This window comes from Haloferax denitrificans ATCC 35960 (assembly GCF_000337795.1).
In the GTDB taxonomy this organism is placed as follows: Archaea; Halobacteriota; Halobacteria; order Halobacteriales; family Haloferacaceae; genus Haloferax; species Haloferax denitrificans.
In genome coordinates, this window is the sequence record NZ_AOLP01000012.1 from 108545 (window position 1) to 123977 (window position 15433).

16 protein-coding genes are annotated in these 15433 nt (G+C 67.7%); 7 read left to right on the forward strand and 9 right to left on the reverse strand.

Going from position 1 to position 15433, the window contains the following annotated elements:
* Nucleotides 1–53 precede the first annotated feature (53 nt).
* Together C438_RS12330 and C438_RS12335 are read right to left on the reverse strand one after the other, a co-directional pair.
* Nucleotides 54–305 carry a hypothetical protein gene (locus C438_RS12330; protein ID WP_004969743.1) on the reverse strand — a complete coding sequence of 84 codons (252 nt, stop codon included), beginning with the start codon at nucleotides 303–305 and terminating at the stop codon, nucleotides 54–56.
* A 338-nt stretch (nucleotides 306–643) separates the two neighbouring features.
* On the reverse strand, nucleotides 644–1936 hold the full coding sequence (locus C438_RS12335) for an ATP-grasp domain-containing protein (RefSeq protein ID WP_004969745.1): 1293 nt from the start codon (nucleotides 1934–1936) through the stop codon (nucleotides 644–646).
* Nucleotides 1937–2080: 144 nt separating this feature from the next.
* Between C438_RS12335 and C438_RS12340 the strand changes: the two genes are divergently transcribed.
* The 3 genes from C438_RS12340 (at nucleotide 2081) to C438_RS12350 (ending at nucleotide 4232) form a co-directional block, all read left to right on the forward strand.
* Nucleotides 2081–2557, forward strand: coding sequence for an NYN domain-containing protein (locus tag C438_RS12340; protein ID WP_004969747.1), 477 nt, complete (start codon nucleotides 2081–2083; stop codon nucleotides 2555–2557).
* Nucleotides 2558–2643: 86 nt separating this feature from the next.
* The gene (locus C438_RS12345) at nucleotides 2644–3492 is read left to right on the forward strand and encodes a TatD family hydrolase (protein ID WP_004969749.1); all 849 of its coding nucleotides are present in this window, start codon (nucleotides 2644–2646) and stop codon (nucleotides 3490–3492) included.
* A 149-nt stretch (nucleotides 3493–3641) separates the two neighbouring features.
* Nucleotides 3642–4232, forward strand: a complete 591-nt coding sequence (locus tag C438_RS12350; protein WP_004969751.1) for a DUF2150 family protein — start codon at nucleotides 3642–3644, stop codon at nucleotides 4230–4232.
* Between the two features lie 101 nt (nucleotides 4233–4333).
* On the opposite strand, the gene C438_RS12355 is transcribed toward C438_RS12350, so the two are convergent.
* Nucleotides 4334–5962, reverse strand: a complete 1629-nt coding sequence (locus C438_RS12355; protein ID WP_004969756.1) for an Ig-like domain-containing protein — start codon at nucleotides 5960–5962, stop codon at nucleotides 4334–4336.
* A 77-nt stretch (nucleotides 5963–6039) separates the two neighbouring features.
* Here C438_RS12355 and C438_RS12360 point away from each other — a divergent pair, with 77 nt between their 5' ends.
* Both C438_RS12360 and hmgB read left to right on the forward strand, forming a co-directional pair.
* A complete protein-coding gene (locus C438_RS12360) occupies nucleotides 6040–7911 on the forward strand; it encodes a type IV pilin (protein ID WP_004969758.1) in 1872 nt (623 codons plus the stop codon).
* Nucleotides 7912–7990: 79 nt separating this feature from the next.
* Complete coding sequence (gene hmgB / locus C438_RS12365; protein ID WP_004969760.1) at nucleotides 7991–9328, forward strand: hydroxymethylglutaryl-CoA synthase; 1338 nt, start codon at nucleotides 7991–7993, stop codon at nucleotides 9326–9328.
* Between the two features lie 54 nt (nucleotides 9329–9382).
* Here hmgB and C438_RS12370 read toward each other — a convergent pair whose 3' ends face one another.
* Both C438_RS12370 and C438_RS12375 read right to left on the reverse strand, forming a co-directional pair.
* Entirely contained in the window at nucleotides 9383–9685 is a 303-nt protein-coding gene (locus C438_RS12370) for a DUF5789 family protein (RefSeq protein ID WP_004969762.1), read from the reverse strand.
* Nucleotides 9686–9811: 126 nt separating this feature from the next.
* Nucleotides 9812–10519, reverse strand: coding sequence for a helix-turn-helix domain-containing protein (locus C438_RS12375; RefSeq protein WP_004969763.1), 708 nt, complete (start codon nucleotides 10517–10519; stop codon nucleotides 9812–9814).
* Nucleotides 10520–10659: 140 nt separating this feature from the next.
* Here C438_RS12375 and C438_RS12380 point away from each other — a divergent pair, with 140 nt between their 5' ends.
* Together C438_RS12380 and C438_RS12385 are read left to right on the forward strand one after the other, a co-directional pair.
* A complete protein-coding gene (locus C438_RS12380; RefSeq protein ID WP_004969765.1) occupies nucleotides 10660–11304 on the forward strand; it encodes a metal-dependent hydrolase in 645 nt (214 codons plus the stop codon).
* Between the two features lie 86 nt (nucleotides 11305–11390).
* The gene (locus C438_RS12385) at nucleotides 11391–11912 is read left to right on the forward strand and encodes a GNAT family N-acetyltransferase (protein WP_004969766.1); all 522 of its coding nucleotides are present in this window, start codon (nucleotides 11391–11393) and stop codon (nucleotides 11910–11912) included.
* A 48-nt stretch (nucleotides 11913–11960) separates the two neighbouring features.
* Here the strand turns inward: C438_RS12385 and C438_RS12390 are convergent, their stop codons facing one another.
* From C438_RS12390 to C438_RS12405, 4 genes are all read right to left on the reverse strand, one after another.
* The gene (locus C438_RS12390) at nucleotides 11961–12542 is read right to left on the reverse strand and encodes a hypothetical protein (RefSeq protein ID WP_004969768.1); all 582 of its coding nucleotides are present in this window, start codon (nucleotides 12540–12542) and stop codon (nucleotides 11961–11963) included.
* A gap of 183 nt (nucleotides 12543–12725) precedes the next feature.
* Nucleotides 12726–13373, reverse strand: a complete 648-nt coding sequence (locus C438_RS12395) for a GNAT family N-acetyltransferase (protein ID WP_004969770.1) — start codon at nucleotides 13371–13373, stop codon at nucleotides 12726–12728.
* Complete coding sequence (locus C438_RS12400; RefSeq protein WP_004969772.1) at nucleotides 13370–14008, reverse strand: GNAT family N-acetyltransferase; 639 nt, start codon at nucleotides 14006–14008, stop codon at nucleotides 13370–13372. The genes C438_RS12395 and C438_RS12400 overlap by 4 nt, the downstream gene beginning before the upstream one ends.
* Before the next feature lie 82 nt (nucleotides 14009–14090).
* Nucleotides 14091–15395, reverse strand: a complete 1305-nt coding sequence (locus C438_RS12405; RefSeq protein ID WP_004969774.1) for an MFS transporter — start codon at nucleotides 15393–15395, stop codon at nucleotides 14091–14093.
* Nucleotides 15396–15433: the final 38 nt, after the last annotated feature.

The following is a 15433-nucleotide window of genomic DNA, read 5'->3' on the forward strand; positions in this document are numbered from 1 at the left end:
GGTCGGTGACCGATCGGTCACAAACGGCGCGCGAGCGTTCGTCGCGTCCGGCGTCACTCGTCAGCGCCGGGGTAGAGCGCCGACACCTGCCAGACGTTCGCGCGGACGCCGGCCCTGACGATGTCCATCCGCACGCGGTCGCCGGCGTGGTGGTTCGCGAGGTAGTCGCGGAAGTTGCTGTTCTCGTAGGAGGTGACGTGGTACGTCGAGCCGTTGTCGCCGCGGAGCGTCGCCGCACCGTGGTCGTTAACCTCGTTTACGATTGTAAATGTATTCGGACTATTTCTGGACGCTGTCTCGGACATACACGACTATACGTTAATTAGGCACATAAAACCCGCCACTGCGTTTAGTAAATCATTATAAACTATTCCATGATTGTCGCTCGGACGAGACTGTCCGCTCGCCGTCTGTCGGTTCTCCGAGAATGGCCCGCGTCCGGTGGTCGATTCGGCGGGCCGTGCGCCGGCTGTTGGGTCGTGACCGACGTGGGACGTGACGCGACACGGCCGCGCTGTCGAGCGCGGGCGGGTCGTCGAAACGAACTGTGTCGCGTAAGTACGGCTTCTCGAATCGGGGACGGGGCGCAGTCAACCTAGGGAGTAGAGCTAGTTAACCGAATGGCTTGATATATCCGGTCTCATTAGTCACCCGCGTCGCCGCGGACCCCGCGACGAACGTCGACGTAGTAGTCGCGGAGCACGTTCCGACCGATTCGAAGCGGCGTCTCCGGTCCCATCTCCTCGTCGAGCACCGCGGTCACGGTCCGCCGCTCGCCCGCGAGTTCGACCACGATGTCCACCCGCGGGGGCGCGCCGTCTTCGACCGCGGCCGACGGCTCGGTGCCGAGGTCCGCCGCCAAGTCGGGAGCGATTCGAGTCACCGACGCCGCGGTGTCGATGCGGGCGAGCACCTCTTTCGACCCGCTGATTCCGGTGACGGTCACGCGCTCGGCGTGGCCGACGACCGGAACCCGCTCGTCGCGGACCCGCGAGGGAGCGTCCGCGGGCGGCGTTCCGTCGAGGTCGCGACCGAGGCGCTCGACGAGCGCCGAGTCGGCGCGCCCGCCGGCCCGCTCGATTGCGAGGCCGGCGATGGCCGCCGCGGGCGACCGGCCGGTGGCGCGGAACAGCCCGCGGAACCCCGCCGTCGGGTTGACTTCGAGGACGACCCAGCCGTCGTCGCTCTCGATGAGGTCGACGCCGGCGTAGTCGAGACCGAGCGTCCGCGTCGCCCGGAGCGCCGACCCCGCGGCCCCCTGCGGGAGGTCCTCGGACGCGTCCTCCACGTCGCCGCCGAGGGCGACGTTAGTCCGCCAGTCGCCCGCCGGGGCGTAGCGGTACATCGCGCCGACGACCTCGTCGTCGACGACGTAGATTCGGAGGTCGCGGTGGCGCTCGCCCGCGTCGACGTACTGCTGGACGAACGCCCGGCGGCCGTCGACGGTCGCCGAGACGGCCCGGTCGTGGTCGACCAGCCACGTCCCCCCGCCGTTGGTCCCGATTGCGGTCTTGTAGACGACCGGCGTCCCGAACCCGTCGCGCGCGGCGTTCAACTTGGCGTCCGCCGTCGCCATGTACGTGTGTGGCACCGGGACGCCCGCGGCGGCCAGCCTGCTCGACGTCGCGTGTTTGTGGACGGCCACGAGGACGCTCCGCGGGTCGTTGAGCACGGGCCGAACCGCGGCGTAGCAACTGGCGATAGAGAGGTCTTCGAGCGGGCTCGTCGATTTCGACAGCAGGAGTCGGTTGACCACCACGTCGACGTCGGGGTCCAGCGCGACGCCCGCCCGCGACACGTCGATGCCGACCGCCTCCTCGTGGAGCCAGACGGCCTCGTGACCGAGCGCCGTGACCGCGTTGCTGATGGCTTTCGTCTCCCTGCTGTCGTGGAACCCCAGAATCCCCACCGTGACCGTCTGTGCATCCCCACCCATGGGTGAGCTACGCGTCCCGGTCGTATCAGCGCATCGCGAGGACTCGGAAAACGAGACTGTGCGGCCGCGCGACGCGTCGCGGGCGAGGGGACCCCGGTGAGACTCCCTCGAAATTTATAAACCCGAAACCGGGTGAGGTGGTGTATGGACCTCCTGCGGCGGTTGGTCGGCCCCGACGGGCTTCCCTCGGGCCGAGTGGCGCTCTTCGTGGACGGGCCGAACGTCCTCCGCGACGAGTTCGACGTGGACTTAGACGACATCCGAGCGGCGGCGCGCTCCCTCGGCGATCAGCTGAGCGCGGCGCGGCTCTACCTCGACGAGCACGCCACGCCGGGGCTGATTCAGGCCGCGGAGGCGCGCGGGTTCGAGGTCGTCGTCACGAGCGGCGACGTGGACGTGAAGCTCGCGGTCGACCTCACGCGCTACGCCGTCGAAGACCGCGCCGACGTTATCGCGGTCGCCTCGCGGGACACCGACTTCAAGCCCGCCTTGGAGACGGCCAACGCCTACGGCCTGCGGACGGTCGCCATCGCGCCGGGGAGCTACGGCCGCTCGGACGCGCTCCAGAACGCGGCGACCCACGCGATGACGCTCGACGACCTCGACGACGGCGACGATTGAGCCGGGCGACGACCCGACCCCGCTCGACCCAACCCGACCCGACCGCGAACGGTTCGCTTTTTCCTCCCCCGACCGACCACACGCCCATGCAGGAGTTCGACACGCCGGTCGTGGACAACCACCTCCACCTCGACCCGGACCACGGGCGCGGGCTGGAGGCGGTGAAGGATTTCGCCCGGAGCGGCGGCACGCACCTCCTCGTCGTCAACAAGCCCTCGTGGCTCCTCGGCCACGAGGTCGAGACCGGCGAGGACTTCCGCCCGGTCTTCGAGACGACGGTCGAGGTCGTCCGCGAGGCCACCGAGATACTTCCCGGGCGCGCGTGGCCGGTCCTCGGCGTCCACCCCGGTCTCGTCTCGAAACTCGTCGACGACCGCGGCTACGACCCCGAGGCCGCCCGCGACCTGATGTGCGCCGGTCTCGACACCGCCGCCGAGTTCGTCCGCGAGGGCGACGCGCTCGCGCTCAAGTCCGGCCGCCCGCACTACGAGGTCACCGACGCCGTCTGGGAGGCGTCGAACGCCGTCCTCAGACACGGTCTCGACCTCGCCGCGGACTGCGACTGCGCGCTCCAGCTCCACACGGAGTCGACCACCGACCTCTCGGACGTGGCCGAGTGGGCCGACGAACGCGGCGTCCCCGGCGAGCGCGTGGTCAAACACTACGCGCAGGGCCACCTGACCGGCGGCACGCCGAGCGTCATGAGCGACAAGGACCGCCTCGAAGACGCCGCCGAGCGGGGCGACCCGTTCCTCATGGAGACCGACTTCATCGACGACCCCGACCGCCCCGGCGCGGTGATGGGCCCGAAGACCGTCCCCCGGCGCGTCGACTGGCTCCTCGACGAGGGCCGCGACGCCGCCGTCAGGAACGCCCACGTCGAGACGCCCGCGTCGGTCTACGGCGTCGACACCGAGGCGACGCTCGACCGATAGGGGTCGAGAGGAACCGAGAGGCGGCGCGGCGACCCACCGCCGAGACCGGCGCACGAGCCGAATCGCGCCGTCTCCTCCCACGTCGTCGTCTCGCACGGTCACAAGCAGGATAAGAAAGGCATTTGAGTCCGGCACGGGAGGTTGTAGGTATGACCGAGGCCGAGGAACGATACTACTCGCCGGAACGCTGGCAGAACTGGTTGACGCGCGTCGAAGAAGAGGACCTGGACCTCGAAAGCGAGGAGACCGGTCGTCTCCTGATGAACATCCAGAACGACGCGGCCATCGCCATCGCCAAGATTCTGACCGCCTACGACGACGACACGCTGGGCGAAGAGGAGGCGCTCGACGAGCTGTCGACCGTCCACGACATCGTCATGGCCGAACCCGAGTTCGAGTCCGAAAACGAGGAGGAGGCCGAAATCCTCATCGGGAGCGTCCAGACGAGCCTCTCGTGTGCCTTCTTCGCCGCCGAGGAGTTCATCGTCGCCGGTCCCGCCGAACTCGAAGACGACATGGACGCCTACATCCGCGCCGCCGCTGACGCCGAGGCCGCAGACGACCTCGACAGCGCGCTCGGCTACATCGTCCAGGTCGGCACCCGCGTCATCGACGGCGAGGAACTCGACATCGAAGTTCTCGACGAACTCGAATTCGGACTCGTCACCGAGTGGGTCAACGGCCTCGACAGCCTCCAGAGCGGCCTCTCGGAGCCTGAGGTCGTCGAAGAAGAAGACTGAGCTCGGCCTCTCTCACGCTGTTTTTCGTTTCGCTTTTCGACCGTCGAGAGCGCCGGGACCTCCCGGGCCCGCTCCGACCGTTTTCCGACGGCGGGAGCCGGCTACGGGACCGCGACGAAGTACGTCGCGAACTCGCCGTCGTCGAACTGGACGGTGAGGATGAAGAAGTCGCCGCGCGTGTCGAGGTTCTTGTTCGCCGCGAAGCCGACGGTGATGTCCGTCGTCGTGTCCGATGGAAGCGTGACTTGGTCCGGGCCGAGCGTGTACTGGTCTGCGCCTACGTTCTGTGCCGGAGAACCGTTGAACGACGCGGTCTCGGCGCCGTTCCCTCCTTGGTCGGGGTAATAAAACGAGACGCGGAAACTCGTTACGACCCGCTCCGTGCCCGTATTATTGAGCGAGATACGGGCGCCGTCGTTGCCATTCACGGCAGTTGCTCCGGACAGGATAACGTCCTCATCTTCCTGTGGCGGGTTGATTTCTCCCGTCGACCCGTCGTCTCCCGCGCCCGTTCCACCGCCGCCGCTCCCGTTGACGAGCGGGATGGTGTAGGTCGTCTGCTCGATTGGCTCGACCGACCCGTCTTCGTCGAGGTCGCTCCCGGCACGGACGGTTATCGGCCCGTCCGCGTCGGCGTCAGGCGTGAAGGTGAACCCAGCCCGACCATCGTCGGCCGTGGTGATAGTCCGACTCGTCGGTGACGCGTCACCTTCGGTAACGGTGAAGTCGATTAGCTTGCCTTCGACGGGGTTGTTGTAGCCGTCACGCGCCTCAACGACGACCTCGGTCGCCTCGCCGGGCGCGGCGGCCGCTCCCGTCGTGACGGGGACGAGATACTTCCCTTCGGGGCTAGCGACCGTCGACGCGGCGGACGAGGACGACAGTTCGACCTTGGCGAGCCGGAGTTCGTAGGTGTACGAGCCGTTCAGGGTGACGCGGACGAGACTGTTGGTCGGATCCTCGTCGTCGCCGAGGTCGGTGGTTGATAGCACGTGACGGTTCTCCTCTTCCATCTGTTCGGCAATCACGGAACGATTCCACGCCGTCGCGTTCGACCCGACCGGGACGGTGAGGCTGATGTCGGTTCCATTTCCGGTGACAGTCACCGTCCGCGTCGCTGACGATATCGGAGCGACGGTCAGTGACGTTCGAGTCGAAGTCTGACCGATTCGCCCATCGATGGAGACGACGGTAATTCGATTCCCTGAGATGAGCGTCTGACCACTGATCGGGACCACGTTCGCGCCGGCCTCGCGCTGGGCCGACACGCCGGAGACCGTAATCGGCGTGCCGTCGAACTCGTTGTAGTCCGGCGAGTAGCGCAGGACCTTGCTCTCGTAAGTTTGCTCACTCCCGTCCCAGACCGTCTGGACGGCCTCGGGTTCGCTGTTAACTGCTTTTGCCCCGGTAATATTGATCTCTCTTGACTCGGTGAGTGACAGGCTCCCCGTCGGCGGACCGGGGTTGATGAAGACGGCGCGCGGACGGTACTGGACGCCGGTTTGGACCGTGGTCCCCGACTGCACTCCCCTCGTCGCGGTCACCAGCACGTCGTTGTGGAGCGACACGAGGTCGTCCGAGGCGTCCAGATAGGCCCCGAACTCCGTCGCTTTCGTCTGCTGGGGAACGACCGTCGCCTGGTAGAGCGACAGGCCGATAACGAGGAAGCCGAACAGGAGGATAGCGCCGACCTGAACCGCCTGCCCCCGTTCGCTGTCGAGGAGTTCCATTGGGGTGGTCAACTGGTCCGACTGATAAAGGTCTGTTGCCGCGTACGTTTTTATATCGAACCCTCCTGCGTTCAGTCGTGCAGGTCGCTTCGCGTGCGCAGAGCGAGACGGTCGGGATGGTCCTCCTGTTAGGACTCGTCGTCGTGGTCGTCACGGTCGGCGGCGTCGCCGCGCTCGCCGCTGTCGACGACTACCGAGACGACGCTCCGCTCGTGGAACTCGATGTGACTGTCGACGGGTCGAACCTGACGCTCACGCACCGCGCCGGCGACAGCCTCCGCGCCGGGGACGTGGCGGTCGTCACTCGGAGCGAGGACACGACGACCCGGTACTCGCTCGGGGCCGACGGCGACATCAACCGCCGAGCGACGACGAGCGAGTCGCAGTTCGGTCCGGGCGATAGCTGGCGACCGACTACCCCCGTCGGATTCGACGGGACCGACCCGTACCTCGTGTTGGTCGTTCACGAACCGAGCAACACCGTCATCCACCGCGCGGAGCGGACGCTCGGCGCGGTCACGGAGACGCCTGGGCCCGCGCCGACGCCGCGGCCGACGACGACCACCACGTCCACGGCGACGACAACTTCGACGACCGCAACGACGACCGCGACCACTTCGACGCCCCCGGAATCGACCGCAATCAACGGGATGCACGTGGAAGACCGGACGACCGACGCCGGCGGTGCCGGCTACCGGGTCGACTACGACGTGACCGCGGGGCCGGACTTCGACCGCGTCCGCGTGACCTTCGAGAACCGCGATTCGTCGTGGGCGACTCAGACGGTCACCGAGACGAACGCCCGCGGCTACGCGACCTACGACATCGGCGCCGGCGTCGGCGACCGCTACCGAATCACGGTGGCGGCGCTGGACGCGGACGGCAACGTCCTCGACTCACGGACTATCTCGGACGTTGCCGACGGCGACAACCCCGATGGGAATACGGGACTCCCCGAGTCGAACGACCCCGCGATTCGCGGTGCCGCGCTCATCGACCTGACGCAGGAGGGCGCGGCGTACGAACTGAACTACAACGTGACGAACGCGTCGAACCTCTCGGAGATTCGCGTCGAGTTCGACAACCTCGACGCGCCGTCGACGACCGCGGAACTCAGCGGAACCGAACCCCGCGGGACCATCGCGGGCTACTCGGCGTACGACGGGACCGAAGGCGACGACTACGAGGCGACCATCCGCGTCTTCGACGAGGACGGCGTGCTCGTCGACCGCCGGGTCATCTCGGACGTGGCCGACGGTGTCGACCCCGCCGGCAACGACGACCTGACGCGGGCGTCCAGCCCGTCGTTCGAGGGTACAATCATCGACGACCTGAGCATGACGCAGGCCGACTACGAGGCCTCGTACAACGTCACCGACCGCGCCGAGTTCGGCCGGGTCAGGCTATGGATTTCGAACGAGGACGCGTCGTACGCCGAGGGTATCTACGAGAGCACGGACCCGCGGAACACCATCGACGACTTCGCCGCCGAGGACAACGGCGGGACGTTCGGGATGGCCTATCACATCCGGCTTCAGTTGCTCGACGCCGACGGCGTCGTCGTCGACGAGCGCATCGTGACCGACGACGCGGACTGGACCGACCCGTCCGGAAACGACGGTCTCTCCCGTGCGGGAAGCCCCGCGCTCGACTCGGTGTCGGTTTCGGACAACTCGCAGACGAACCGGAATCGGGTTCGCTATCGAGTCGACTACGACGTCGTCGGTACGGGCGAGTTCGCCGAAGTGGAAGTGTACTTCCGCAACCGCCAGCAACCGCAGGCCAGCGGGGTCGTCCGAAGCACCGCGACGAGCGAGAACAACCTCGAATACACCGAGACCTACGGGACCGGGGACACCTACGACATCGAGGTCCGCGTCGTGGACGACGATGGCATCGTGGTCGACCGGTACGTCCTCTCGGATATTGCGGGCGACAAGAACGCCTGACCGCTCTCATCCGATTCTTCGACAACCGACGTAACTCCCCATCGACAAAACCTTATCCCTCGGTTCTGTAGCATCGACCATGACTTCCGTCGGCATCGACGCCATGGAGATTTGGACGGGCAAACTCGTGTTAGACCTCCCCAACACCTTCGCGCCGGTGAAGGGCGAAGACCCGGAGAAGTACACGAAGGGTCTCGGTCTCCACACGTCGTCGTTCCCGGACGTGTACGAGGACATCGTCACGATGGGGGCGAACGCCGCCAAGAAACTGATGGACCGAAAGGGCCTCACGCCCGCGGACATCGGCCGCATCGACGTGGCCACCGAGTCCGCGTTCGACAACTCCAAGCCGGTGTCGACGTACATCGCCGGCTGTCTCGAACAGGTGTACGACGGCGACTTCCGCCACGCCAACAAGGGCGAGCGCAAGTTCGCCTGCATCGCCGGCACCCAGAGCCTCGACGACGCCTACAACTGGATTAAGGCGGGTCGCAACCGCGGGCGCGCGGCGCTCGTCATCGCCACCGACACCGCCCTCTACGAGCGCGGCGACCCCGGCGAGGCGACGCAGGGCGCGGGCGCGGTCGCCATGCTCATCGACGAGGACCCGGACCTCGTCGAACTCTCGACCGAGCAGGGCTACGGCAGTATGGACGAGACGGACTTCCTCAAGCCGAACCAGCAGTTCCCCTCCGTGGACGGTAAGCGCTCCATGCAGGTGTATCTCGCTCGGATGCGCGAGGCGCTCGAAGACTACGAGAGCGTCGCGGGTCGCACCCACCCCGACCTGTTCGAGTACATCCCGTTCCACACGCCGTTCCCCGGCATGGTCCGGAAGGCGGCGCTTCTGGGCTTCCGGCACATGACCCGCGACACCGACATCGAAGACGACCTCGAAAGCGAAATCGGTCGCCAGCCCCGCGAGGCGGACTTCGAGACGTGGGACGACTACGAGGAGGCCATCCGCGGCTACATGGACGAGCTGAAGACGACCGAGCAGTACCGCGACTGGTACGGCCGCGTCATCGAGCCGACGCTCGACATCTCCAGTCGCGTCGGCAACTGGTACACCGGCTCGGTTCACATCGCCCGGCTGTCGGCGCTCATCGCCGCCGCGGACGAAGGAAAGGAGATGACCGGCAAGCAACTGCTCGTCGGCTCCTACGGGTCCGGCGCGCAGGCGGAAATCCACGCCGAGACGGTCCAAGAGACGTGGCTCGACGAGATCGAGGCCGTGGACGTCGACGACCAGCTCGCGGCCCGCACCGAGATATCCTTCGACGACTACGAGCTCATCCACGACGTGCACAACCACGAAAAGGAGATCGAGGTCGAGGAGTTCACCCAACCCGAAGCCGAGTTCGTCTTCACGGGCTGGGGCCGGATGAACGAGCGCCGCTACGAATACGTCGAATAACAACCCGACTGCACGACCGGGCGACGTGTGAGCGCCCGCGTTCGCGCCGGGCCGTCAGAACGAACGGGCTTGGTCCGGCAGTATCGACCACGAGTCCGCCGGGTCAGCCCCTCGGTCGTCGTAGAACTTTCTGCCGATGTAGTCGTCGCTCACGCTCCCGAGTATCGTGTTGTACAGGTCGGTGGCCGACTCGTAGGTCTCGGCTCCGAGCGGGGCGAGGATGGTCTCGACGGTTTCCGCGTCGTCGACGTTCGGCGCGGCCACTTCGATGTCGCCGGCGCGTTCCAACACGCGCTCGGTCGTGACCGGGTACTCGAACGCCGTTTCGAGGTGTGAGTGGAGGGCGCGAATGTCCATGGTCGGACATCGTCGCGGCCGCCCTTCGGCTTTTTTCGCCCTCTGGCGGACACTCTGGACATTCGAACCGAACGAGCGGACAGTTCCGAATCGAGGGGTCCGAAAAAGCGGGAGACGGCGGCGAACTCAGGGGAGCTTCCGCAGGTCTTCGAGCATCTCGTCTAAGTCGCGGTCGGTCACGGCGAGAGCGAAGCCGTCGATGGTGGCGAGCGCGGGCGCGTGCTCCCAGAGGTCGTCCTCCGTGAGCCCGTGGAGGACGACGGCGTTCGGCGTCGGCGTGACGACGCGCATGGCGACGAGCGGCGACTCGCCGCGGGTGACGCCGGTGAAGACGAGCGCCCGGCTCGTCGACTGCCCGTAGAGCCGGTAGAACTCCTCCGAGGAGAGCCGCGTGATGGCCTGAATGCTGTTGATGACGGTGTGGCCGCTGATGCGGTCTTGGTCGCCGTCGACGATGGGGGTCGCGCCGATGGCGTCGTAGAAGCTGTCCAGCGGAATCGACGTGGGGTACTCCCGGAGGTCCTGGACGATGTCGCTCTCGAAGCCGGCCGAGAGGACGCGGGCGTACTGCCGGATGCGACTGCCGCCGCGGGCCTCGTCGATGTCGAGGAGCGCCTCGACCATCCGGCGGATGACGCCGATGCCGGGGCTCTCGCGGCGGCCGCTCTCGTAGTCGGAGACGACCGACGACGACACGTCCAACTGCTCGGCGAGCGCCGTCTGGGAGATGTCGAAGTCGGTCCGCCACTTGCGGAGCGTCGCGCCGGGGTCGTCCGAGAGGGTAATCTCGCCCGCGATGCGGCGGGCGAGGTCGTCGCGCGGTGCCGCGGTCATCGCGAGCACCTCGGTCCGGCCGACGAGTGAATCATGGGACAATCTGCGCGAGTGTCCCGCAAAAGCGTGTCGAAAGTGGTAGTCGTCGCGTGACGAACCCCGTGGGAACCCTGAAGGTCGTCGGCCGACCACTACGCGGTATGCCATCGACCCTCGTCCACGTCGCGGTCGGCGGACTCGTCGGTGCCGCCCTCCTCGGTCGCTGGTTCGACGCCCGGTCGGTCGGCGTCGCGCTCGTCGCCGCCGCGGTCCCCGACCTCGATTCGTTCACCAGCACGCTCCTGCCGGGGAGCCACCGCGCGCTCCTCCACACGCTGTTGCTCCCGCTCGCGCTCGCCGCGCTCGTGGTCTACGACACGCGGATTCGAGAGCCCGAGCGCTCCGCGATTCGCGGTCGCTGGGGGGCCCGTGGGGTCGCAGTCGCGTGGGTGGGCATCGCGGCGCTCCTCTGCGGCGGCGTCTTCCCCGACCTGTTCACCAACGGCGTCAACGCTTTCTACCCGATTCACGACGCGTTCTACTCGATTAGCGGGCGCGCCGAGTGGTCGAGCACGCGCGGGTTCGTCCAGACGTTCGTCGAGCTACGGCCCGCGTCGCCGCCGCCGACGACGGAGACGCTCCACTACAGCACCGTGGTCGACCCGTCGCCGGGCGCGGAACCCGAGAACGTCGAGCGAATCGCCCCGCTGGCCTCGTCGGGGACGGAGCTGATGCTCATCGTGCTCGGAGCGGGCGTGGTCGGCGGTCGACTCCTGTCGGAGCGGCTTCGCGGCTCGTCGGAGTGAGCCGGCGCGGTGAATCGGCGTGGAACGAGCCGAAAACGCGGCCGCGACTCCGAGCGTTCATAACGGATGGCGACGCATCCGCGTCCATGAGCGAGACACCGGACGGCGTCGAGGTGCGGCCGTACGAACCGGGCGACGAGGCCGCGTTCTGGGAACTGAAACGCGGGTTCGAACTCGGCCTCGGCGCGGGGACCGGCGGCGACGACAAACTGTCGACCTACGAGGCCAAACTCACCGACGACTACCGCGAGCGATACCTCTCGTGGGTCGAGCGCTGTGCGACCGACGACCCCGGGTGCGTCGTCGTCGCGGAGGCGTCGTCGGGTGATGGCGACGCTAATCTGGTGGGCTACGCTTTCGCGCTCCCCGAGGAGATGACGTTCATCTGGGACGCCGCCGTCCTCAACGAACTGTTCCTCGACGCCGACTACCGCGGCACGGGCGTCGCAGACGAACTCATGGCGGCCGTGTTGGACCACGCGCGCTCTCAGGACCTCCCTCTGGACCGAATCGTCCTCGACGTGGACGAGGCGAACGGTCGGGCGCGGGCGTTCTACGAGCGCTACGGCTTCGACCACTGGGGCGAACTCGTCGCGCGCGACCTCTGAGGTCGGGAAACCGAGGAACCGGAGAACCGAGCGAGCGGACGCCAGTGACTACCGGAGCGCCGTGGCCGCGACGCCGCCGACGGTACCGAGAACGGCGGGGTAGGCGACGCCCGCGAGGAGCGCGGACGTGACCGGGTCGGGACTGATAGCCGCGTCGCCGACGGACACGGTGAACAGCGCGATACCGGCGAGTGCAAAGACGAAGTAGCCGACGGTCGTTCCCACGCCGGCCAGCGCGCCTTCCCGCGGCGAGGACGCGCCGCTGAGGACGGCCGCGAGCGCGCCCGCGGCGAGGAGCGCGACCACGGGCACGACGTAGAGCACCGGCGAGAACGCCTCGACGTTCTCGATGAGGTTCGCGCTGGAGGTCGTTCCGAACAGGCCGGGGAACCGCGTCGTCACGCCGTGGGCGCTCATGAACACCCAGCCGACGACCTTCCACGTCGAGATGTCGGAGCCGAAGGCTTCGAGCACTTGGCTGGCCGTCGAGTTCTCGATAGTCGAGGAGGACAGCAGATAGGTGACGAGGTAGCCGAACAGGGCCGCCCCGAGACCGGCGACGCCGCCGCCGCCGACCGACCGAAGCGTCGATGGTGTGGAACCGGGCGTCGATTCAGGTGTCGTTGACATCGTGTCGGAAGCGATTGTCGCTCTCCCCTAAATGTCTCGTGGCCGCCGTGCGTGGGTGTCTCGCGGTACGATGTGGCAGATGAGGCGTCCACATAGCCACCCACGTTCACGGCGGTCTGAAGGGCGGCCGCGTCGTCTCCGGCGCGGTCCCCGGTGCGGTCCCGGGTGGCGAATACGGGCGGCTCAGCGAACGCCGTCGGGGTCGGCGTCCCAGCGGAACTCGGCGTCGAAGTCGCCGCCGGTCGTCGCCAGCCAGTCCTCGCGGGAGACGCTGTAGCGGAGTTCGTCGGTCGGGTCGCCGTCGATGATGATGCTGTTTGGCTCGCGGCCGTCGAGGCCGCCGCCGAGCGCCGCCATGTACTTCTCTATCGCTCGCTTGGATTTCTCGTTCGTCGCGACGTGCGACACCGAGACGACTTCGAGGTCCAGCGCGTCGAACGCGAGCGCCGCCAGCGCCGCGGCGCGCTCGCCCGAGTACCCGCGGCCCCAGTAGCGCGGGCGGAGCCACAGGCCGAGTTCTCCGACGCGGCGGTCCCAGTCGGTGTGGAGGCCGCCGAACCCCGCAATCTCGCCCGCGCCGTCTTCGCCCTCGCGCGGGATAATCGCGTAGTCGGCGCTCTCGGCGTCGGTCCAACTCGACTCCCCGCGGTCGAGGAACTCCTTCGTCACTTTCGGCGTCTCGTGGCGCGACCACGGCATGTACCGGGTCACGTCGTCCATCTCGGGGGCCGAACACAGGTCGTACGCCTCGTGGACGCCGACGTGCTTCGGGCGGCGGGAAACCAGTCGGAGCCGCGGCGTCTCGACGACGGCGGGGTAGAGGTCGCTCACTCGCGGCCCTCCCAGCGGAACTCGGCGTCGTAGTCGCCGCCGGTGGCGGCTTCCCACTGTTCGCGGGTCACGGACCAGCCGCGAACGTCGCGCGGCGTCCCGTCGGCGTCGACGGTCTCGTTGGGAAACAGACCGTCTTCCCGCCCGCCGAAGCGGTCGGTGTACTTCTCGATGGCGCGACACGACGCCTCGTTTTCGGGCATGGCGTACGCGAGCGCGACGTCGAGGTCGAGCACGTCGAAGACGGCGGCGAAGAAGGCGGCCGCCCGCTCGCCCGAGTAACCGCGGCCCCAGAACTCCGTGCGGAGCCACATGCCGAAAACCGCCCGGCGCTTGTCCCACTCGGGGTTGAAGCCGGCGGTGCCGGCGAACTCGCCCGCGCCGTCCTCGCCGTCACGGGGGAAGACGGCGTAAATGGCGTTTTCGGCCGATTCGTGGCCCTTTTCGGCCTGTTCGATGAACCCCAGCGTCTCCTTGGGCGTCTCGTGGGGGTTCCACGTGACGAACTCGGTCTCCTCCTCGATTGTGTCCGACCGCGAGGCGGCGAAGTGGTCGTAGGCGTCCAACGGGTCGACGACCGCCCGCGACAGGGCCCGGAGCCTGAGCCGCGGGGTCACGATTTCGTCGGGGAACATGGGACGGTGTCCACTCGGAGGGCGCTAATAAGTTTTCTGAGCATTGACACGTGTCAGCACGGAACGACCCGGGTCGCGCGGTTCAGTCGTCCGCCCGTGGACTGGCGCGCTGTTCGGTCGTCGAGGTCCGGTAGTCACCGAACTCGGGGTGCGTCTCGCGCATCCACGCGAGTGCGACGCCGCCGGAGAGGAACATCGCGGCGGCGGTCAGGTAGAACGCCGCCCGCACCGACACGAGGTCCGCCGCGAGTCCGATTGCGACTGCGCCGAAGCCGTAGCCTGCGTCGCGCCACATGCGGTAGACGCCGAGGCCGGTCGCACGCCACGTCGGATGGGCGGCGTCGCCGACGACGGTAATGAGGTTCGGATACAAGAGCGCCATCCCGACGCCGGTCGCCGCGGCGGTGCCGACCCACCACCAGTAGCCCGACCCGAGCGCCGTCGCGAGGACGCCCGCGCCGGCGAGGAACATGCCGGCGACCACGGGCGGGCGGCGGCCGATGTCGTCCGCGAGCGGTCCGGTGTAGAGTTGGAGGACGCCCCAGACCCCGCCGTAGACGCCGACGACGACGCCCACCTCGGCGACCGAGAGTCCGGCCGAGGTGAGGTACAGCGGGTAGGCTATCCAGACGAGCGCGTCCACGAACTTCTCGACGCTCCCGGCTTGGGCGGCCGCGAACAGCGTCCGGTCTCCCCAGGTCGCGCGCCGGACGATTTCGCGAAACGGGAGGTCCGCATCGGCGTCGGCGCCGGCGTCGTCTGCGGCGGTCGCCTCCGCCTCCGCCTCGGCTTCGGCGTACGGGAGCGTCTCCTCGACGAACAGCGCGGAGACGATGAGCCCGAGAACGACGACCGCGGCGAGGAAGACGAAGGGAGCGGGGCGGAGGCCGTAACCGCCGGCGATGACGCCGGTCACCCACGACCCGACCGCGACGCCGCCGTAACCGAACGCCTCGTCCAGCCCCACCGCCAGACCGCGGCGGTCGCTCCCGGCGAGGTCGAGCTTCGCGTTGACGCTCATGCTCCAGGCGAGCCCCTGATTGACGCCGAGAAGGACGTTCCCGACCGTGACCCACCACCAGTTCGGCGCGAAGACGAGAATCAGCGGAATCGGAAGCGCGACGACCCACCCGGCGACGAGGATGGGTTTGCGCCCGTAGGTTTCGGCCCACTTACCGCCGTAGAGGTTGAGAATCGCCTTCACGAAGCCGAAGCTGACGACGAACGAGCCGATGACGAGCACAGATTCGACGCCGAGAACGTCCCGCCCGAGGAGCGGGACGACGTTCCTCTCCGACCCGATGGTCAATCCGACCGCGAACACCATCAGCAGTTGCAGGGCGAACTGCCGCCAGTTCTCGCGGATGCCCTGTTCGATGTGACCCATTCTGGTGGTGTTCCGGGCCGCCCACATTAATATTGTAC